Source organism: Geoanaerobacter pelophilus (genome assembly GCF_018476885.1).
GTDB lineage: Bacteria > Desulfobacterota > Desulfuromonadia > Geobacterales > DSM-12255 > Geoanaerobacter > Geoanaerobacter pelophilus.
Window position 1 is genome coordinate 1 of record NZ_JAHCVJ010000006.1, and the last position, 20,390, is coordinate 20,390.

Genomic DNA, 20,390 nt, shown 5'->3' on the forward strand with positions numbered 1-20,390 from the left:
GTTATCCATGTTGACACTGTGATATATGGTCATGGTGCCTGTTTCCAAGGCTACAAGGTTACCAAGAGCGCCGCGCTCCTTAAAGACGCACCCTGCATCGAGCGATATTCTGGTTGTACCTAAGCTTTCAGTTATTTCTGAAAGGCTGTGAACGGTGTGACCACAGATCACCCGCCGCTCTCCGATTCGTTCAGGGATTGCCGGTAGATTGCGGCCCCACAACATGGAATGAGTATCGTGAAAAGGGGCAGCCGCATTGCAATTGATCCCGGCATGACAAAGGACGAACCCGTCCAACAGAATGTAGTAGGGTAGTGACTCAAGAAATTTGCGGTAGGGCAGTGGGATTTCGCAGGCGTCTTCCACATCAAAGCTGCGCAAGGTTGCATCACCTCCGTTTTCCAGCCACATGAAAAATTCATCGCGGTTGCTGCAAGCATTGAGCAACATTGCCTCATGATTGCCCTTGACTGAATTTATGGAATAGCCGGCGGATTGCAGCCTGAGGATGGTGTCCAACACCTCCTTGCTTCGCGGTCCCCGGTCGATTAGGTCACCTAGCAGGTAGACCTTGTCACTATGCCGCAGTCGGACAACTTTAAAGAGCAGGTGCTGAAGTGTGAGGGCGCAACCATGTACATCGCCGATAACAAAGGTTCTGGTGCTCATGGGGTTATTCTATCTCACCTGGGTAGGCAAGTAAACCACGGTATGGTATAGATTTAACCAAAGGAGTGGTCATGTCCCTGTTTCTTATTGCCTTCTTCACCCTTTACGGTGGTATGCACATCTACATTTATTGGCGGCTGCGGTTGCTGCTGCGGGTAAGGGCGCAACGAGTCGCTTTTGCATGCTTTCTTGTTGCAATGATTGTTGTCCCTGTCGTTGTCAGAATGGCCGAAAAAAAAGGATTTGCCGATCTATCGGTAATCATTGCCTGGATTGGCTATCTCTGGATGGGGTTTGCCTTTATCTTGATTGTCTTTCTGGCTCTCTTTGATCTCTGGTTACTGACAGGGCGGATCAGGCAGTTATTCTGCGCTGCAGGAATTGATGAAAAACTGAGGATCACAGTCCTGCGGATTACGGTCTCTGTTGCGTTGCTCGCAACCTGCTATGGTTTCTGTGAAGCTTTGCTTATCCGTACTGAGAATCTTACGATAAGAAGCGCTAAGATCCCTCCAGGAACTCCGAGCATCCGGATAGTGCAGATCTCGGACGTTCATGTAGGAGTGATGATCGGCAAGTGGCGGCTTAAAAGGATGATGGAAGTCGTCTCAGCAGCAAATCCGGATATCGTGGTGGCTACCGGTGATATCGTTGATGGCCAGATCCATCGCTTGAATGGGCTTTCACAGCTATTCAATGAGATAAAGCCCCGTTACGGGTCTTTTGCTGTACTCGGAAATCACGAGTTCTACGTAGGGGTGCAAAATTCGTTAGATTTTTTGCGGGTGTCAGGTTTTCGCACCCTGAGAAAAGAGGCGGTTGCCGTCTTGCCGTTCCTGGTTATCGCCGGAGTTGACGACGCTGCAGCACAGCGCTGGGGGGATGTAGGCAATAGTGATGAACTAGGCTTGTTCACAGCGACCGGAAACAAACCATATACCATTCTCCTCAAGCACCGTCCGGCAGTGGATCAGAGGAGCAAGGGTAAATTTGATCTCCAGCTGTCCGGCCATGTCCATAAAGGACAGATATTTCCTTTCAACTTTCTTACCTACCTTTCTTTCCCTGTCAATTCAGGGGCTAACCGGTTGGAGGACGGTTCCATTTTGTACGTGAGCCGCGGCACCGGGACCTGGGGACCGCCGATTCGTTTTCTTGCGCCCCCTGAAGTTACCATTATCGATATCCTGCCGGAGACAGTCCGTTAGTCTGGTTAACTATAGGTTTGTTGTTGGTTGACTAGCCGGCGGCAGTATGATAGGAATCGACTCTGTTGTTAAGACCCGATGGGAGTGCGTCGTGCTGGATGAGATCAGGAAGGAACTTGCAGCTCTCAAAGAGCAGGGGCTTTACCGCTCGCTGCGCCTTGTAGAGAGCGAACAGGGCAGCCGTATCTCTATTGCTGGGCAGGAGCTGTTACTGCTCTGTTCCAATAATTATCTTGGCCTTGCCAATCATCCGATGCTGAAAGAGGCTGCCTGTAGAGCAATTGAACGCTACGGCGTTGGCAGTGGCGCTGCTCGTCTTGTGTCCGGAAACATGGAGTTGCACGAGGCTCTGGAAAGGCGTATTGCTCGTTTTAAAGGAACTGAAGCCGCTCTGTTGTTCAATTCCGGCTATTCTGCAAACACCGGCATTATCCCGGCGCTTGTCGGCAGGGGTGATATTGTCTTTTCCGACCGCCTTAACCACGCCAGTATTGTTGACGGAGCGCTCCTCTCCCGGGCAAAACTGGTGAGATATCCACATAACGATATTGGCGCCTTGAGAAAACTGATGATGGCTCATAATTCTGCCGGGCGCAAACTGCTGGTGACCGACGGAGTCTTCAGCATGGACGGCGACATCGCGTATCTCCAGCAACTGGTAGCAATAAAAAAAGAGTTCGGCGCAATGCTGATGGTGGACGATGCCCATGGCACTGGGGTTCTCGGGAAGCATGGCCGCGGGAGCGCTGAATTTTGCGGGGTCTCTCAAGACGTGGATCTTCATATGGGCACACTGGGAAAGGCACTCGGCAGTTTCGGGGCATATGTTGCCGGGAAAAGTGAGTTGATAGAGTACCTGGTAAACACCTCGAGGAGCTTCATCTTTTCAACAGCGCTGCCGCCTGCTGTCTGTGCGGCAGCGCTGGCAGCCATCGATCTGGTCGATTCAGACGAAGGGACAGTGCTGAGAGAACAGTTGCGGCGAAATACCTCGCTGTTTCGTGAACAGCTCAGTACCGCTGGCTTTGATCTCTCCGGCAGTGCCACGCAGATAGTGCCGATCATGGTGGGCGAGGCTCCCCTGGCCATGGAGTTTACCCGGATGCTTCTCGACGAGGGGTATTTCGTGCAGGGAATCAGGCCTCCGACGGTTCCTGCAGGCACCTGTCGGTTACGCTGCACAGTAATGGCAACTCATACCGAGGACGATTTGGCCGGTGCCGCTGCAGCGATAACCAGAGTCGGCCGGAAACTCGGGGTTGTTCAGTAATGCCGTTTGTGGCCACGGAAAGCAGGATGTCGCTCCATTACGAAGTCCAGGGCGAGGGTTTCCCCCTGGTCTTTGTTCACGGTTGGGGGATGAGCGAGCGGGTATGGCGGTTCCAGGCCGAAGAGTTCTGGTCGTCATACAAGGTCATAACCATGGACCTGCGTGGTCATGGTGATTCGGCAATACCGGAAGGGCAAGGGCTTACCATGCCTGACCTTAGCGGTGATGTTGCGGCACTGTTCCGGCATCTGGATCTTACAGACGCAACCCTCATCGGCTGGTCCCTCGGGGCCCAGGTTGCCCTTGAGACCTTCAGGTCAGTAGGGGACCGCTTGGCTTCGCTGGTTCTTGTCGGCGGGACTCCACGGTTCAGTGCCGGTGACGGCTTCGAATTCGGTCTGCACCCTGAAGAGGTCCGCGGCATGGCGCTTCGGATCAAACGGGACCGGTCACGAGCGATGGGGGATTTCTTCAGAAGAATGTTTGTTGACGGAGAAATGGCGCCAGAACAAAACCAGCGGGTGGTGAAAGAGATCATCATTCCGTCGAAGCAACCGGAGCTATCCATACTTTTGCAGGCGTTAACCGCATTGGCGGAATCGGACCAGCGGGAAATCCTGCCAGGGATTGACATCCCTGTGTTGCTGATGCACGGAGCGGCTGATGCCACTTGCCTGCCTGCCGCGTCGCGCTATATGGCTGAACGGATCAGCAATGCCGAGCTGGTGATAATTGACGGGTGCGGCCACGCCCCGTTCATGTCCAAGCCCCAGATCTTTAACCATGTGCTCGGCACTTTCCTGGCGAGGGTTTATGAACGGGATTGATCGCCAAAGGGTTCGCAGTTCATTTGATGCGCAGGCGCATGAATACGATCGTCATGCAATTGTCCAGAAAAGGGTGCTTGACCGGATTGTTCGGTTATTGCCGCCGGATGATTGCCCCGGTCAGATCCTTGATATCGGCTCCGGCACCGGGGCTTTACTGCAACGGATGGCCGCAGTGTATCCGGACGCCAGCCTGACCGGGCTCGACATGGCATTCGGTATGGGGATGGCTGCCAGGGAGAGACTTGCAGGCAACCTTAGGGTGCAATTTGTCACTGCCGATGCCGAGCAGTTACCTTTCCAAGAGGCATCGTTCGATCTCGTGCTTTCAACGTCCACCTTTCAGTGGCTTGAGAGGCTCGAACCTGCTTTTGTCGAGCTTCGTCGGGTATTGCGCCCTGGCGGGCGTTTCTGCTTTGCCCTTTTCGGGCAACAGACCCTGTTCGAACTTCGTGACTCTTACCGTAGTGCAGTGGCAACCGTGGGCAGAGGTGCCGTTGATCGTACCCATAGCTTCAAGAATTCTGATGAGGTGGCAACAGCACTAGAGGTTTCGGGGCTTGAGGCGGAGTACCTGGTTTCTGAACTGGAGGTGGAGGTTCATACCGATGTTCTGCACCTGCTTCGCTCGATCAGGCGCATCGGCGCCGGGAATGCTGCTCCCGGAAGCTCAAGGAGCCTTGCGGAACGTCGGGTCATGTTGGCGATGATCGAGGCATACCAAGCGAGGTTCGGCATGGACGGGAGCATCCCCGCCACTTACGAGGTAATCTATGGGGTTGGCAGGAAAAGTAATTCGTAAGATTCTGGCTAGTGGCACCGTTGCTGATAAAAAAATCCCCTCGTGAGAGGGGATTTGTCGTTTCATCTGTCTGGTTGCTGCTAAAGAGTGCCTTTCAGCCGAGGATCTCGATCAACTTTTTGGCAAGCGGGTGGACAACTGTATAGTGAACCTCTACGCCGTCCCGCTTCCCCTCGATAATCCCTTTGTTTTTCATCAGTGCCAGGTGCTGCGAAACTGTGGCCTGCGGCAGACCGAGACACTCCCAGATATGCTTTACATTGCATTCCTTGGCGCAAAGTCCGGCAATGATTTTCAATCTTATCGGGTGTCCGAGCACCTTGAAGATTTCAGCCTCAGAATCAAAGTTCCTGCTTTTGTCGAATTCCATGATTGAAACCCCCCCTGAATCTGCCAGAAGCTACCAAGTGCTTTTGTATAGAGCTGTTTGAGAGAATTGTCAATAGAAAGAGTTAACTAAAAATTTCATTGCTGTAATGACATGCAGCAAAATGTCCGGAAGACTTTTCCTCCAAAGGAGGTAGCTCTTGCTTGCACCGCTCCTTTGCGTATAAACAACGGCTTCTGAAGGGGCATCCTGCCGGAATTGCCAGTGGAGAGGGCACGTCGCCGGAAAGCACGATCCTGCCGGATTGCCCTGATGGTGAAACCCGAGGGATTGCCGAGATCAGTGCCTCTGTGTACGGGTGCCGAAAGGAGGAGAATACTGCGTCACGGCTGCCAAGTTCCACAATCCGGCCAAGATACATGATTGCGATCCGGTCGCTGACATGGCGCACCGCCGACAGATCGTGGGCAATGAAGACCAGCGCCAGGTCATGATCCTGCTTCAGTTCCATCAACAGGTTGATGATTTGGGCCTGTATTGAAAGATCAAGAGCCGATACCGGTTCATCAGCGATCAATGTCTTTGGCCCCGCTGCCAATGCCCGGGCAATGCCGATCCTTTGACGTTGCCCTCCGGAGAATTCGTGTGGATACCTGCTTGCCAGTTCCGGTTGGAGACCGACCTGTTCCATGAGACTGGCAACGCGCTCCTTTAAGGCTGTTCCATAAGCCATTTTATTGATGACCAGCGGCTCGCCGATGATGTCACCTATACGCATTCTCGGATTTAAAGAGGAGAAGGGGTCCTGAAAGATCATCTGCACTGATTTTCTGAAATCAGCCAAATCTTTACCGGTCATTTCATTGAGTGCTGTTCCACGGTAAAGAACCTGCCCTGACGAAGGAGGGATCAGCCCCATCATTATACGTGCAAGCGTCGATTTGCCGCACCCTGTTTCCCCAGCTATGCCGAGAGTCTCGCCTGCTTCAAGGGCAATGCTGACGTCGGCTACGGCAGTCAACACCTTATCGGCGTCAAATGGCCCTGAACGCGAGGTAAAGAGTTTGTTTACGGCTCTGGTTTCGATAACTGGGGTCATGTCAGCTTCCAGCATCTGACCATGTGGCCGTCAGGGGTTTCTATTACCGGCGGGGGCTGGCTGTGGCATTCTTTCTGACAATCCGGGCAACGCTCGCAAAACCCGCAACCTTGAAGTTCACTGTCACCGCGGGGGACTTGGCCTGGGATTGTCGGGAGCCTGGTCCCTGGCGCTGCTTTTTGCGGGAGGGAATCTAGCAGCCCCTTTGTGTACGGATGCAGCGGATTTCTGAACAGTTCCTCGGTGCCGGCAGACTCAACAATGGTTCCGGCATACATGATTGCAGTTCTTTCGGCGTTTTCTGCCACAATCCCCAGGTCATGGGATATCAGAATCATCCCCATGCCGCGCTCCCGCTTGACCTGATTAAGCAGATCGAGAATCTGGGCCTGGATTGTGACATCCAGAGCTGTCGTCGGTTCATCGGCAACAAGGAGGAGTGGTTTGCAGGCAAGTGCCATGGCGATCATTACTCTCTGGCGCATACCACCGGAGAGTTGATGGGGATAGTCTTTGCTCCGGTCAGTCGGTGAGGGTATCCCTACCTGTTGCAACAGGGCAATGCTTTCAGCAAGAGCTTCCTGTCGGGACAGCTTGCGGTGAAGCCTTAGCCCCTCGGCAACCTGCGAGCCTATTGTCAGCACCGGATTGAGGGAGGTCATTGGTTCCTGGAATATCATCGAGATCCGGGAGCCTCTGATTTGTCGAATTTCTGGGTCACTGAGGGTTGTCAATTCAATGCCATTCAGCGAGATCGAGCCGTTGACGATTCGTCCGCCGGGAGGGAGGAGCCTGAGCAGGGACAGCGCAGTCATGCTCTTACCGCAACCGGATTCCCCGACGATTGCCAAGGTTTCGCCTGTTGCAACAGTGAAACTGACGCTTTTGAGCGCCCTGACCTCTCGGTCTGCCGCAGCAATATTAACGGCAAGCTCATTGACTTCGAGTAAATAAGGCACAGGTTACGACCTGGAATGTTATTGGGAACAGATGTCGGCTGACACGCTATATATCATGAGTCCGGGGAGGCTGCAAACGGTTTACTGCTGTTAAGCGGAGATGGGTATCGAATTGGTATTGTCTGAACGGGGGACCGTTGATTCAGTCCAGAGCCCATTCTTTCTCAGCTCAGCAACGAAGCGCTCGACGAGTTCCGGGTCAAACTGCGTCCCGGCATTTCGGTACAGCTCGCGAACAGCTTCAGAAACATGCATTGCCCTTCGGTACGGACGGTCCGAGGTCATGGCGTCAAAGGCGTCCGCAATGGCAAGTATTCGTGATTCGAGCAGCAGTCCTTCGGCAGCCTGCCTGTTGGGGTAGCCTGTGCCGTCGAATCTCTCGTGGTGCTGGCCGATGCAGGTGCGGACATCCTGAAGAAATGATATCGGTTCGAGGATCTTCATGCCGATGACGGGATGTTCCCTGAGGTGGATGATGTCAAGAGCGGTCAATGGTTCGCGCTTGTGCAGAATGGAAATATCTATGCCGATCTTGCCGATATCATGAAGTATTGCGGCTCTCTCGATCACACAAAGACGTTCTGCTGAAAGATCCAGACTCTTGGCCAGTAACACGGAAAAAAAGGTAACACGTTCAGAATGGCCGCGGGTGTAACTGTCACTGGCCTCAATGGCTGAAACGAGAGACTGGATCGTGTTCAGGTAATTCTTTTGCTGATCCTCGTAGAGTAATGCATTTCTGATGGCAATGCCGGCTTGGCTCCCTATGGTGATCAGCAACTCCATGTCTTCATTGGTAAATGGGGTCCGGTCGATACGGTTTGCCACGTTAATGGTGCCTATGACATCGCCGTTGGCATAAAGAGGGACGCAAATGACCGAATTCTGCTCGAACCCGAGCGGGTTGTCTTTGCAGAAGTTGGGGTAATCCTTCATGTTAGAAATAAGGAGTGGGCGTCTGTTGGCAATGACCCATGATGAGATAGTGAACGCCGAAGCGTGCATTCTGACAGGTTCTATGCTGCTATTTTGATGGCCATGCAGGGTCGATACCGTAATCGTCTCATGATCAGGGTCATACTGGGTAATGTACCCTTTTTCTGCCTGCAGGGTTTCCATGGTGGCCTTCATTACAAAATCGAATAGCGGCGCTGTCTCCATGGTGGAACTAATGCCCAGCCCGACCCCCTGGAGCATTGAGAGACGTGCGACTGCCCTTTCCAGGGTTGCATTCTTGTGCTCCAGCTCCCCTGCAAGGTCGGCAATCTTGTAATTGGCTTCTTCAATCTCCTCGATCCGCTCTTCAAGAGATATGTTAAGCGATTCGATTTCCCGCAGCTGTTCTTCAAGCTGCTTGTTCATGAGGTGCGTTTCCTGGTGATGAGACAGCTTTTCCTGAGCTCTTACCAACTCGACTTCATTGCGCACCGCAGTGTCCATAAGGATTTGCAGGCGCTTCACCATGCGATTGAACTGCCGTGACAAGGTGTGCATCTCCCTGCTGCTGGTGCAAATGGGTGATGCTACAAACGCCCCCTCTTCAATCTTTTGCATGGAACAAATAAGCGATTTAATCGGGTTGTCGAGGTAGATGACAAGAAAGAAAAATATGGAAACAAGCAGCAGGAGGATGATGACCGCTGCTGTCAGGATAATCTGTCTCTTGGTGTTTGCCAGGAAGCCGATGAGGTAATCAGTGGGCGTTTCAATTTCCAGCAGTCCCAGTACCTTGATTGACGGATCATGGCACCCAAAACAGGCGGGCGAGTTAAGGATCGGAGAGATACTGACGAAAACATTCTCTCCAAGATACGTCCCGGCGGCATTTACACCGCGCTTTTTATACGCCAAAAGCGGTTTACTGAATGCTGTCTTGCCGATTTCATCCGGATTGGCAGAGTTCAGAACCTTTCCTGATTCGTCAATGATCCTTAATGTTTTAATCAGTTTTTGGTTGGAAATTTGAAAAAATATCTTGCGAATATCACCAGAATGCCCTGAAAGCATGGCATCAGTGATTGATCCCTTTATGGTTTCAGTAAGCATGGCAGTATTGCGGTAGGCAATGCCGGTAATAGTCTCATTCTGCTGCTTCAGGGTCACCAGGGAAGAGACAGAGACTATTGTCACCACAATTATGGTAATAATGCCGAATATTTTAGTTTTCAGGGACGTCATTTTGATAAGCAATTTCCAGAAGAAAATTCTGCCGTTTCTCGGTTTGGCAGAATGTACATGGGTCATTTGACGGTTAATTTTTGCTAACAACTCGGGATTGTTAACGATTTGTTATCAGGTTCTTGCTGGAACCACTGATAACCGGTCGTTATTTGTGCTGCAGCAACGCCTTTGATTGCAGCGGAGCGCTTTCAAAGCTGATATCCTTGACAATGACTGCTGCTGTCAATATCATTGGCGCCGCAAAGGCAATCAACGCTGTGTTTCTCATTAAAGCAAAACACCGGCCAACTTGCAAGATCAAGTTCTCATTAAAGACAAAAACAATTGACTTTAAACGATGATGTATGATTTCATCATTAAGTTTTTGCAAAGGTTATGATTTTGCGCCTGATATCCTCAATATTTTTACTGCTTATTCTGCTGCCGTCCATGACAGCAGGGAATAGTGGCTTTCAGCAGGAGCTGATTCGCGTCGCACTTTTCAAGGGAGCTGAAAGCATCAGGCTTGATGGCAACGGCATCTTGGCAACCGACGAAAAAGGTGAGCCGTTAAGGGTCTCCTTTCCTCTGGAGATTTCGAGAGCAAGGAGCGGGATCTCGGTAAACGGCTCGGCCTTGCGGGGGATAAAGGTTTCCGCTCCGGTATTTGTCAGTGTGAACGGCAAAGGTTACCGCGGAGTCGTTGAGATCACTGCTGCAGAAAAAGGGTTGCAGGTAGTAAATGAGCTTCCCCTTGAGGATTACCTTATCGGCCTGATCAACTGCGAGATTTCTTCACAGTGGCCTATGGAAGCGGTGAAGGCCCAGGCGGTGATAGCGAGGTCCTATGCCATTTTCCAGAGAGATGCGCGCAAAGGGGCGCCGTATCACCTTGAATCGACGGTGATGGACCAGGTTTACGAAGGGTGCGATATAGAGGACAGCCGTGCAGCGCGAGGGGTCAAGGAGACTGCGGGTGAAGTCTTGACGTTCAACGGGGCAATCATCCAGGCGTTTTATCATTCCAACTGTGGTGGGCACACTGAGGCATCGGAGAATGTCTGGGGCTATAAGCTGCCATACCTGACCGGGGTCGCCTGCAGATACTGCCAGAACGTCAACTCCTATCATTGGGAGCAGAAGATCCCACTCAAAAAGGCTGAGGCGCAACTGAAAGCGTCCGGATTCAATATCCCAGGACTGCGTGAGGTTCGCCTGGGGTCAAGAAACAGCAGCGGCAGGGTTACAGTCCTGTTCCTCTCCGGTTCCCGCGGCAAGGTATCGGTTCCAGCAGTGGCCTTTCGCAAAGCGCTCGGTTACAGTGTTATCAAAAGTACCAACTTTGATGTGCGGATTGAAGATGATGACCTGTTGATCAGCGGCAATGGTAACGGCCATGGTGTCGGGTTATGTCAGTGGGGAGCGAAGCAGCGGGCAGCGGATGGTTTTGATTACCGGGAGATCCTCTCTTATTATTATCCCGGTACCCGGGTAATCACGCTGGCGGATGATTGATCAATGCTTCTTGCTGATTTTGATTATGACCTGCCACAAGAGTTAATTGCCCAGGAGGCGTCGGAAAAGCGCGATGCCTCCAGGCTGATGACCATTGACCGGCACAGCGGCGAGGTGGGAGAGACGCTCTTCAGCTCAATCCCGGGGATGTTTCGCCAGGGCGATCTGCTGGTCGTTAACAATACCCGAGTGATACCGGCACGGTTGTTCGGGCACAAGGAAAGCGGCGGCAAGGTCGAGGTGTTTCTTGTGCGTCGCCTCGACCAGCCAGGTGAATCCTGGCAAGCGATGCTCCGGTGTTCAAAATCCCCTGTTCCTGGGACGCGGATTCTATTCAGCGACGGGATGACGGCTGTTGTGACTGGAAGGTGCGAAGAGGAGTGTTGGCAGCTTTCATTTGAGCCTCAGGATCTTTTTTCCAACTGGCTCGAATGCCACGGAACGGTGCCTTTACCGCCGTACATAAAACGACAGGCAGATAAAGCCGACAAAGAGCGCTATCAGACGGTTTTTGCTGCTGCCAGCGGTGCAGTGGCTGCTCCTACTGCCGGTCTGCATTTTACCGAGGCGTTGCTGGATCAGGTACGGCAGAGTGGGGTTGCCGTTGCCGCGCTGACTTTGCATGTCGGTCTCGGCACGTTCCTGCCGGTACGATGCGACGATCTCAGCCAGCACCGAATGCATCGGGAGCGTTACCTTATTCCGCAGGCCACGGCAGACCTGATCTCCAGCACCAAGCGCCTTGGTGGAAGGGTGATCGCCCTTGGCACAACAACTGCCAGGGCCTTGGAATATGCGGCAACAGAGTGCGGCACCGTGAAGTCCGGGGACGGCGATGCTGATATCTTCATCACCCCCGGTTACCGGTTCAAGGTAGTGGATACTCTGATTACAAACTTTCATCTCCCCAAATCGACCCTGCTGATGCTGGTATCGGCATTTGCCGGGAAAGATTTGCTGTTTCGGGCATACCGTGAGGCTGTTGCGCGAAGATTCAGGTTTTATAGCTACGGCGATGCAATGATCATATATTGAATCAGGATGCGAAGGTTTTCTTGTCTGCCATAAATTTCACGCTTATCAAGCAGGACGGCCAGGCCCGTCTCGGCTCTTTGAAAACTCCGCATGGGACAATCGACACCCCGATTTTCATGCCGGTAGGTACCCAGGCAACCGTTAAGGCGATGACCCCGGATGAACTCAAGCAGCTCGGGGCACAGATAATTCTCGGCAATACCTATCATCTGTATCTACGGCCCGGCCATGAGCTGATCGCTCGAATGGGCGGCCTGCACGAGTTCATGGGATGGAATGGTCCTATACTTACCGACAGCGGTGGCTTCCAGGTGTTCAGTCTCGGTGAGCTTCGCAAGATTACCGAGGAGGGAGTGCGCTTCCAGTCTCATCTGGACGGTTCTTACCACATGCTGACTCCGGAAAAGTCGATTGAGGTACAGGAAGCCCTTGGTAGCGACATCATGATGTGCTTTGACGAATGCCCCCCCTCTCCGGGCGACAGGGCCTATGTCAGCCGGTCGCTTGAGATGACGACCCGTTGGGCCAGGCGTTGCAAGGATGCGCAGCGGCGCGATGATCAGGCGCTTTTCGGCATTGTTCAGGGGGGGATCTTCGAGGACCTGCGGGCACGGAGCGCATGTGAGCTGCAAGAAATATCCTTTGACGGTTATGCCCTAGGTGGGGTATCGGTAGGCGAGGAAAAAGAGCGGATGCTCGACGTGATGAATTTTACCGCGCCTTATCTCCCGGTAGACAAGCCTCGTTATGTCATGGGGATCGGCACACCTGAGGATCTGGTGGAAGGGATCAATGCCGGCTTTGACATGTTCGACTGCGTAATGCCTACGCGAAATGCCAGAAATGGCATGCTCTTTACGAGTTTTGGCCGGGTCAATATCAAGGGTGCGATCTATGCCGAGGACCGTGGTCCGATTGATCCCGAATGCAGCTGTTATGTCTGTCGCAACTTCAGCCGCGCCTATCTGCGCCACCTTTACCGGGCCGGCGAGATTCTGGCGTCACGGCTCAATACCTGGCACAATCTCAACTACTATCTTGATCTGATGTCCCAGGCGCGTAAGGCGATCAGTGACGGGCGGTTTGCCGATTTCCGCCGTGATTTTTATGCAAAAAGAGATAAAACCTGTTAAAAGATGAAAGGTAAAGAGGGAATGCCAGCTCTCATTCCATCTGAACGCAAGAAGAATCTAATTCTGCTGTAATATTTTTTTTGGAGGTAATACCGATGTTAGGATTGGCATTTGCAATGGGGACTCCGCCAGGTGGCGCCCCGGCGGGCGGCCCACAGAGCGCCCTTATGAATCTTGTACCGTTGGTGCTTATGTTTGCCATCTTCTACTTTTTGCTGATTCGGCCGCAGCAGAAGAAGGCAAAGGAGCATCGGGCACTGCTCGACAATATCAAGAAGGGCGATCAGGTGATTACTGCCGGCGGCATGCATGGCAAAGTCACAGCCCTGGATGACGCTGTCGTTACCCTGGAGATAGCATCCGGAGTAAACGTCAAATTTAACAAAGGGCATATCGCTTCAGTAGTAAAAAAAGACTGACTATCTGAGCCAATTACAAAGCGTTGTAAATGGGGCGAAAGGCAAAACGCAGGTGACTCGATGGCGATAAGCTGTTCGAGTGGCTGGTAGCGTTGCAAACCGTCCCATTACCCGTTTTGTTCAGGCTATATCCGAAAGGAGCATTACCGGCATGACAAAAGGTTTTGGCTCACGCGTTGTTTTAACCCTGTTGTTCCTGCTACTGTCGTTTGTCTTTTTGACTCCGACCCTTGTCAGCAAGTTGCCGTCCTGGTGGAAAGGGATGATGCCGACCGATAAGATCCATCTTGGTCTGGATCTCCAGGGGGGAACTCATCTGGTGTTGGAAGTGGACACGGTCAAGGCGGTTGAAGGTGCGCTTGACCTGATCGCAACTGACCTGGAAGACACCCTGACGGCTCAAAACCTCCGTTACAAGCGTATCGGACGGATTGCTCCCGACAAAGTCCAGCTTACCCTGTACGACAAGGGGACTTCTGACAATGTTCAGGCGCAGATCAAAAAGAAATATCCGGAGATGGAACTGCTCTCACCCTCTGAAGAGGGGGGATTCGTCAATATCCAGATCAGGATGAACGACAAGGTGGCCCAGGACCGTAAGGACAAGGCTGTTGCCCAGGCGCTGGAGACCATCAGGAACAGGATCGACCAGTTCGGTGTTTCCGAGCCGACCATTCAGCGTGAGGGGATCAACCATATCGTTGTCCAGCTGCCTGGCATCAAGGACCCGAAACGCGCCATCGAGCTGATCGGCAAGACGGCTCGTCTGGAATTCAAGCTGGTTGACGAAAATGTCAATGCTGCTATGGCAACTCCCGGGACCCTTCCCGAGGATGAAGAGCTGCTGATGGAGAAGAAGGTTGACCAGACTACCGGAGCGGTATCGGAAACGCCGCTGGTAGTTAAAAGAAAGGCGATGATCACCGGTGACCTGCTTACCGATGCCCAGGTCCGGATCGATTCGCAGTTCAACCAGCCTTATGTGGCGATCGAGTTCAACTCAACCGGAGCACGCCTGTTTGACCAGGTTACTGCGGCCAATGTCGGCAAGCGGTTTGCCATAGTTCTGGACAGCAACATCTATTCAGCGCCGGTAATTCGCGAGCGGATCTCAGGCGGCAGCGCCCAGATATCTGGATCCTTCACCGAGAAGGAAGCTGCAGACCTTGCCATTGTCCTGCGTGCCGGCTCTTTGCCGGCCCCGGTTCATATTATCCAGAACGAAACGGTCGGACCATCCCTCGGACAGGACTCCATTAACAAGGGTCTCATGGCCGGTCTGATCGGGGTGCTGCTGGTCGTTGTGTTCATGACTGTCTATTACAAGGCCTCCGGCCTGATCGCCAACCTTGGGATGGTGCTCAACATTGTCTTTCTTATGGGAGCGCTTGCTGCGCTTGGCGCAACCCTTACCCTCCCGGGTATTGCCGCTATCGTTCTGTTGGTCGGGATGTCGGTTGACTCCAACGTTCTCATCTTTGAGAGGATCCGGGAGGAGCTGCGGCTCGGCAAGACGCCGTCAGCCGGCGTGGACTCCGGTTATGACAAGGCGTTCCTGACGATCATGGACTCCCATGTAACAACGCTCATCACGGCTGCAGTGCTCTTCCAGTTCGGCACGGGACCGGTCAAAGGGTTTGCCGTTTCCCTTTCTCTTGGTATCATAATCAACCTGTTTACCTCCCTGGTGGTTACCAAGGTGGTCTTCGACTTCTGCCTGAGCCGCCTCAGGGTCAAGAAACTGAGCATTTAAGGGGGGATGACATGGAACTGCTAAAGAAGACAAACATAGATTTTATCGGGATGAGAAAAATCTCGTTCATCATTTCAGGCATAATTACACTAGTCGGTATTTTCGCCATGGTTCAGATCTGGCGAGGCACCGCAAACATGGGGATCGACTTCTCCGGCGGCACGTCAGTACAGCTTAAGTTTGCCCAGCCGATTCACATGGACCAGGCGCGGGCCGCACTGGCCAAGCACAACCTGAAAGAGGCCAATCTCCAGGATATCAAAGACGGGAACAAGCTCCTGGTAAAGGTGGGGAAAACAACTCTTGAGACCGGCAAGGCAGCTGATACCATACAGGACGTCTTCAAGAAGGAATTTCCTGCCAATCCCTTCACCGTGGAAAGCTCAACCGAGATCGGGCCGTCCATCGGCGACAAGCTTCGCAATGACACTTTGATAGCCATTGCAATCTCGTTGGTAGGGATTATCATCTATATCGCCTGGCGTTTCGATTTCAAGTTCGGCGTTGGTGCTACCATCGCCACCATGCATGATGTCTTTGCCATGTTCGCCGTGTTTTTCATCTTCGGCAAGGAGTTCAATCTGCTCTTTATCACCGCAGCCCTCACCATTGCCGGCTACTCGCTGACCGACACGGTTGTCGTTTTTGACCGGATTCGCGAGAACCTGCATAAAAATCTCAAGGTTTCAGTAATTACCGTCTTTAACGGCAGCATCAACGAGGTGTTGTCCCGGACCATCGTTACCTCGATTACCACCTTTCTGGCGGCAGTATCGCTGTTCCTGTTCGGTGGCGAGGTTATCCACGATTTTGCCTTTGCGCTGGTAGTCGGTATAGTAGTGGCAACTTATTCATCTATTTTCGTTGCAAGCCCAATTGTTGCACTTTGGGAAAGAAAGGCGCTCAGCCAGGCTGAAGCTAAGGCATAAGGGAGGATTCAATTTTGAACAGGGAACAGATACTTGTAGCAGCAGTGGCGCTGATCGCAGGTCTTCTTATCGGTTACATGATATTCACCGGCAAGGCCGAAAAGGCCCAACAGACGCAATCAGCGATCCCAATGGGATCAGGCAGCCCGACAGATTACCAGGCACGGATTGCCGAAGCCGAGAAGCTTGTTGCCAAGGAGCCGGGCAATCGTCAGGCATGGGTCCAGCTCGGCAACGACTATTTCGACACCGATCAGGCCCAGAAAGCGATTACTGCTTATGGCAAGGCCCTGGAACTTGATCCCAAAGACCCGAACATCCTCACGGACCAGGGGATCATGTACCGCAAGATGGGGTGGTTTGACAAGGCAATGGCAAATTTCGAGAAGGCTAACCAGATTGACCCGCGCCATTCCCAGAGCCTGATGAACCTGGGCGTTGTCTACGCCTCAGACCTGAAGCAGCCTGATAAGGCGATTGCCGCCTGGGAAAAATTCCTGACCATCGATTCAACCAGTCCGACAGCTCAACAGGTAAAGGGGATGATCGAGCAAATCAAGACCAACCCTCAGGGGATGTCCCAGGGAATGAAATGATGGCTTGCCTCAGGAGCTTTCTGCTTTATCATTACTTATAATAGGTAGTCCCGGAACCCCGCTGATGCGGGGTTTCTTTTTAGAGGATATTGTGCAGCCGGTAACCGAAAAACGATGGAAAATCAGGGAGGCAGACGAGGCAGCGGTTGCGCTGATTGCCCGTGAGCAGGCTCTTAAGCCGGATTTAGCACGGGTACTGGTCAACCGCGGAATTACAACCGCTGCTGCCGCTGCCGCCTATCTTTCACCCTCTCTGGCCGGGCTTCATGAACCATTGCTGTTGCGCGACATGGACCGGGCTGTGGCAAGGCTAAGCCAAGCTCGGCTTAACGGAGAATTGGTCTGTATTTACGGCGATTACGATGTGGACGGCATAACCTCGGTTGCGCTGTTGGTCTCTTTTTTTCGCGAAGTCGGCATTTCCGTGACCTATCATATTCCGCGGCGCCTGGAAGATGGTTACGGGCTTTCTACGGAAGGCATCTCGCGGATCGCCTCTCAGGGGGCAACAGTAGTGGTTTCGGTGGACTGTGGAGTCACTGCCGTTGAAGAGGCACGCCTGGCTGCGTCCCTCGGCATCGACCTGATCATCACCGATCATCATACCCCTGGCGATACTCTCCCGGAAGCCTATGCCGTTATCAACCCGCTCAGACCCGGATGTGACTTTCCGTTCAAGGGGATTGCCGGAGTGGGGGTTGCGTTCAATCTCCTGATGGCACTCAGACGGCGTTTGCGGGAAGACGGCCTCTTCAAGCACCGGCCTGAACCTGACTTGAAGGCATACCTAGATCTGGTGGCTCTTGGCACCATCGCCGATGTTGTGCCGCTGCAGGACGAAAACCGGATCCTTACTCGCATCGGGCTAAAGGTTCTGGAAACATCGTCACGTCCGGGAATAACCGCGCTCAAAGAGGTCGCGTCGGTGTCCGGAGAGGTGAGCTGCAGTAGCGTGGGGTTCAGGTTGGCACCACGGCTCAATGCCGCCGGGAGGCTTGAGGACGCCGCCTTGGGCGTGGAACTGCTCTTGTCCACTGACCTTACGGAAGCCCGCCGGATCGCTGCCGAGCTGGACGCGAGCAACGCGGAGCGGCAGGCGGTGGAGAAGGCGATCCTCCAGAGCGCCCTGCAGATGATAGCCGAGTCCCCTGAGATGGCGAACCGGCGCAGTATCGTGCTGGCGTCCGCGGAGTGGCATCCGGGCGTCATCGGCATTGTCGCCTCGCGGATTGTAGATATCTTTCACCGGCCGACAGTGCTCATCTCTCTGGAGCAGGGGAGTGGCCGAGGCTCTGGCAGGAGCATCCCCGGTTTTCATCTCTATCAGGCCCTTCACGCCTGTACTGACCATCTCCTCAGATTTGGCGGTCATCGTCAGGCGGCTGGTCTTGCCATCGACGAGTCGGCACTCGCTTCCTTTGTCGAACATTTCGACGAAGTGACGGCAGGAGAGCTGTCTGAGGAGGATCTTGTCCCCGAACTGCTTATCGACTCAGAACTGTGCCCCGGTGATATCTCTGTTGACCTGGCAGAGAAGGTTGCCGCGCTACACCCTTTTGGGATGGGAAACCCAGAGCCGCTTTTCCTGGTGCGGAATCTGCGCGTTGCCGATGCCAGGGTTCTCAAGGAAACACATATCAAACTGGTGCTGCAAGTAGCGGGACGACGTCTGGAGGCAATCGGCTTCGGCATGGCAGGCCGCACACTGCCAGAGTGTATTGACATCGCGGCCCAACTGCAGATTAATGTCTGGAACGGGAGAGCAAACCTGCAACTCAGAATTAAGGATTTTCGGGAGAGCTGCTGATGGAGAGAGACGAACGATTTGGCCGGGCCGACCGGGTGATCAAGGTTGGTTTCTGGATAAATGCCATATTGATGGTAATGAAGCTGCTGGCTGGTCACTACGGCAACTCTGAGGCAGTGTTTGCCGACGGGGTCGAGAGCGGTTGCGACTTCATCGCAATTCTCAGCACCATAATAGCCTTGAAGATAGGGCGCAAGCCATACGACGACAAACACCCATATGGTCATGGCAAGGCCGAGAGCATCTCGGCCATCATTGTCTCCCTGGTCATCTTTGCAACTGGCAGCGGCATTCTCTACAAGGCAGTGATGACCATTGTGAACAGAGACTATGCCGCGCCGCAGTTCATGGCGGTCATTGCGGCTTTTGCCACCATACTGATCAAGGAAGGGCTGTTTCGTTATACTCGCACAGTATCAAAGAAGCTTGAAAGCCCGGCAGTCGAGGCGATAGCCAAGGACCACCGCAAGGATGCCCTGACCTCGGTGGCCACTCTGGTCGGCGTCGGCGGTGCATACTTTGGCTTTGTGCTTATGGACCCGCTTGCCGCAGGACTGACCGCGTTCTTTATCTTCCATATCGGCTGGGAGACCTTTAGTGGTGCAGCGCACGATTTGATGGACGGTCAGCCGCCTGATGAACTCATCGCTGGGGTCACCGCGATTGCCGAAGGGGTTCCCGGCGTCGAACATGTCCACGAGATCCGGGGGCGACGCTCCGGCCAGTATCTCATCGTCGATCTTAAGCTCGATATGGACCCGTCGATGACCGTCAAGCAGTCGCATGACATCGCCACTGAGGTCAAGCGCCAGATCTTCGAGCGCTTCAGCAATGTCGGTGACGTGATGATTCATATCAATCCGCATGAAGAAGAGCATGAAGACTTGATACGACTATAACCACGCAGGATAAACATTGCCGAAGTAGTAACCGCCCCGGAGAAATCCGGGGTTTTTTTGTGCGTGGAAAGACGGTTCTGACAATTTGTAATTTAAATTTAATTTAATGTAAAACTTGAATTGCCGACACTTTCAGTAATAATTACGACAACTGAAAAAAATATCTAAAAGCGGCTAAACCTTTTGCTATCGGGGCCGATGAGAGATTAAAGGCCGCGGAATAGCTTGCTGATGTTCACGGCCTTTTATTTTTTTTGACCGTGTGTGTAAGTGCTTACGCTGAAACTGTTTGAAATTATTTAGTAATATTTAACTTGGTCGGAGTGGGATGGATGTTGTCTTCAAAAACGGCAACAACACGAGAGAAGCTGCTGGCAGCAGGTCTCACCCTCTTTTCCAGCAAGGGGTTCCTTGCGACGACCACTCGCGAACTTGCCCAGGAAGCGGGAGTTGCCGAAATAACATTATTCCGGTATTTCCCGTCAAAAGAAAAATTGCTTGAAGAGGTAGTGACCAGTTATTCAATGATTCCTGCTCTGAAGGCGCTTCAACCGGAGCTCAACGAAAAGCCATGCGCAGTGGCTCTTACTTACATGGCGGATTTTCTGCTCGATTCCATGATCAAGCAGAAAGAATGGATCATCCTGATGCAGTCGGAAGTTAGGCGCAACCCAGAAAAGCTGCTTTCGGTATACCACGCATTCCTTGACAGGGTTTACTCGCTTATTGCCGACTATTTCCGCTCTCAACAAAAAGTTGGGGTTATGAGGGAGTTTGATGCCGATCTCGCCGCCAGGGCGTTTTATGGCATGATCTTCAGTTTTTTCAACACCGAAGAAATTCTCCAGCGCAAGCAATATCGCGATACTCCCCGCACTATGGCAATCACAACCTTTGTCGGGCTCTTTGCTCAAGGGGCTTCGGCATGAATTCGAGTTAAACTCAAACCGTCCCGATAAAGCGGGTCTACAAAGGAGGTACC

Annotated in this window: 20 protein-coding genes; 14 read left to right on the forward strand and 6 right to left on the reverse strand. The window is 52.9% G+C overall.

The window, feature by feature from the left end; translation table 11 throughout:
• Window positions 1-669, reverse strand: a 669-nt coding sequence (locus KI809_RS14145) for a metallophosphoesterase (RefSeq protein WP_214172234.1), incomplete at its 3' end; no start/stop codon positions are given.
• A 71-nt stretch (window positions 670-740) separates the two neighbouring features.
• Between KI809_RS14145 and KI809_RS14150 the strand changes: the two genes are divergently transcribed.
• The 4 genes from KI809_RS14150 to KI809_RS14165 are packed head-to-tail and all read left to right on the forward strand — an operon-like array spanning window position 741 to window position 4,776.
• Window positions 741-1,877 carry a metallophosphoesterase gene (locus KI809_RS14150; RefSeq protein WP_214172235.1) on the forward strand — a complete coding sequence of 379 codons (1,137 nt, stop codon included), beginning with the start codon at window positions 741-743 and terminating at the stop codon, window positions 1,875-1,877.
• Between the two features lie 46 nt (window positions 1,878-1,923).
• The gene (gene bioF / locus KI809_RS14155) at window positions 1,924-3,147 is read left to right on the forward strand and encodes an 8-amino-7-oxononanoate synthase (protein WP_214172236.1); all 1,224 of its coding nucleotides are present in this window, start codon (window positions 1,924-1,926) and stop codon (window positions 3,145-3,147) included.
• The gene (locus KI809_RS14160) at window positions 3,147-3,974 is read left to right on the forward strand and encodes an alpha/beta fold hydrolase (protein WP_214172237.1); all 828 of its coding nucleotides are present in this window, start codon (window positions 3,147-3,149) and stop codon (window positions 3,972-3,974) included. Before bioF ends, KI809_RS14160 begins: the two co-directional genes overlap by 1 nt.
• Window positions 3,961-4,776: a methyltransferase domain-containing protein gene (locus tag KI809_RS14165; protein WP_214172238.1), complete on the forward strand. Its 816-nt coding sequence runs from the start codon at window positions 3,961-3,963 to the stop codon at window positions 4,774-4,776. Before KI809_RS14160 ends, KI809_RS14165 begins: the two co-directional genes overlap by 14 nt.
• Window positions 4,777-4,870: 94 nt before the next feature.
• On the opposite strand, the gene KI809_RS14170 is transcribed toward KI809_RS14165, so the two are convergent.
• The 5 genes from KI809_RS14170 to KI809_RS20765 form a co-directional block, all read right to left on the reverse strand.
• The gene (locus tag KI809_RS14170) at window positions 4,871-5,146 is read right to left on the reverse strand and encodes an ArsR/SmtB family transcription factor (RefSeq protein WP_214172239.1); all 276 of its coding nucleotides are present in this window, start codon (window positions 5,144-5,146) and stop codon (window positions 4,871-4,873) included.
• 82 nt (window positions 5,147-5,228) lie between these two features.
• On the reverse strand, window positions 5,229-6,203 hold the full coding sequence (locus KI809_RS14175; protein ID WP_281416916.1) for an ABC transporter ATP-binding protein: 975 nt from the start codon (window positions 6,201-6,203) through the stop codon (window positions 5,229-5,231).
• Window positions 6,200-7,162, reverse strand: coding sequence for an ABC transporter ATP-binding protein (locus KI809_RS14180; RefSeq protein WP_214172241.1), 963 nt, complete (start codon window positions 7,160-7,162; stop codon window positions 6,200-6,202). Before KI809_RS14180 ends, KI809_RS14175 begins: the two co-directional genes overlap by 4 nt.
• Window positions 7,163-7,252: 90 nt before the next feature.
• Window positions 7,253-9,340, reverse strand: a complete 2,088-nt coding sequence (locus KI809_RS14185) for an HD domain-containing phosphohydrolase (RefSeq protein WP_214172242.1) — start codon at window positions 9,338-9,340, stop codon at window positions 7,253-7,255.
• Between the two features lie 148 nt (window positions 9,341-9,488).
• On the reverse strand, window positions 9,489-9,611 hold the full coding sequence (locus tag KI809_RS20765) for a hypothetical protein (RefSeq protein WP_281416917.1): 123 nt from the start codon (window positions 9,609-9,611) through the stop codon (window positions 9,489-9,491).
• Window positions 9,612-9,772: 161 nt separating this feature from the next.
• On the opposite strand from KI809_RS20765, the gene KI809_RS14190 reads away from it, so the two are divergent.
• The 10 genes from KI809_RS14190 to KI809_RS14235 all read left to right on the forward strand — a co-directional run bounded on the left by KI809_RS14190 (window position 9,773) and on the right by KI809_RS14235 (window position 20,337).
• Entirely contained in the window at window positions 9,773-10,837 is a 1,065-nt protein-coding gene (locus KI809_RS14190; protein ID WP_246559430.1) for a SpoIID/LytB domain-containing protein, read from the forward strand.
• A 3-nt stretch (window positions 10,838-10,840) separates the two neighbouring features.
• On the forward strand, window positions 10,841-11,872 hold the full coding sequence (gene queA, locus KI809_RS14195; RefSeq protein ID WP_214172244.1) for a tRNA preQ1(34) S-adenosylmethionine ribosyltransferase-isomerase QueA: 1,032 nt from the start codon (window positions 10,841-10,843) through the stop codon (window positions 11,870-11,872).
• A 20-nt stretch (window positions 11,873-11,892) separates the two neighbouring features.
• On the forward strand, window positions 11,893-13,005 hold the full coding sequence (gene tgt / locus KI809_RS14200) for a tRNA guanosine(34) transglycosylase Tgt (RefSeq protein ID WP_214172245.1): 1,113 nt from the start codon (window positions 11,893-11,895) through the stop codon (window positions 13,003-13,005).
• A gap of 95 nt (window positions 13,006-13,100) precedes the next feature.
• On the forward strand, window positions 13,101-13,424 hold the full coding sequence (yajC, locus tag KI809_RS14205; protein WP_214172246.1) for a preprotein translocase subunit YajC: 324 nt from the start codon (window positions 13,101-13,103) through the stop codon (window positions 13,422-13,424).
• Window positions 13,425-13,575: 151 nt separating this feature from the next.
• Complete coding sequence (secD, locus tag KI809_RS14210; protein WP_214172247.1) at window positions 13,576-15,177, forward strand: protein translocase subunit SecD; 1,602 nt, start codon at window positions 13,576-13,578, stop codon at window positions 15,175-15,177.
• Window positions 15,178-15,188: 11 nt separating this feature from the next.
• The gene (secF, locus tag KI809_RS14215) at window positions 15,189-16,106 is read left to right on the forward strand and encodes a protein translocase subunit SecF (RefSeq protein WP_214172248.1); all 918 of its coding nucleotides are present in this window, start codon (window positions 15,189-15,191) and stop codon (window positions 16,104-16,106) included.
• A 14-nt stretch (window positions 16,107-16,120) separates the two neighbouring features.
• Entirely contained in the window at window positions 16,121-16,702 is a 582-nt protein-coding gene (locus KI809_RS14220) for a tetratricopeptide repeat protein (RefSeq protein WP_214172249.1), read from the forward strand.
• 91 nt (window positions 16,703-16,793) lie between these two features.
• Window positions 16,794-18,509, forward strand: a complete 1,716-nt coding sequence (gene recJ / locus KI809_RS14225) for a single-stranded-DNA-specific exonuclease RecJ (RefSeq protein ID WP_214172250.1) — start codon at window positions 16,794-16,796, stop codon at window positions 18,507-18,509.
• Window positions 18,509-19,408 (forward strand): cation diffusion facilitator family transporter, encoded by a 900-nt coding sequence (locus KI809_RS14230; protein WP_214172251.1) that lies wholly within the window; start codon window positions 18,509-18,511, stop codon window positions 19,406-19,408. Before recJ ends, KI809_RS14230 begins: the two co-directional genes overlap by 1 nt.
• A 332-nt stretch (window positions 19,409-19,740) precedes the next feature.
• On the forward strand, window positions 19,741-20,337 hold the full coding sequence (locus KI809_RS14235) for a TetR/AcrR family transcriptional regulator (protein WP_214172252.1): 597 nt from the start codon (window positions 19,741-19,743) through the stop codon (window positions 20,335-20,337).
• The last annotated feature ends 53 nt before the right edge of the window (window positions 20,338-20,390 follow it).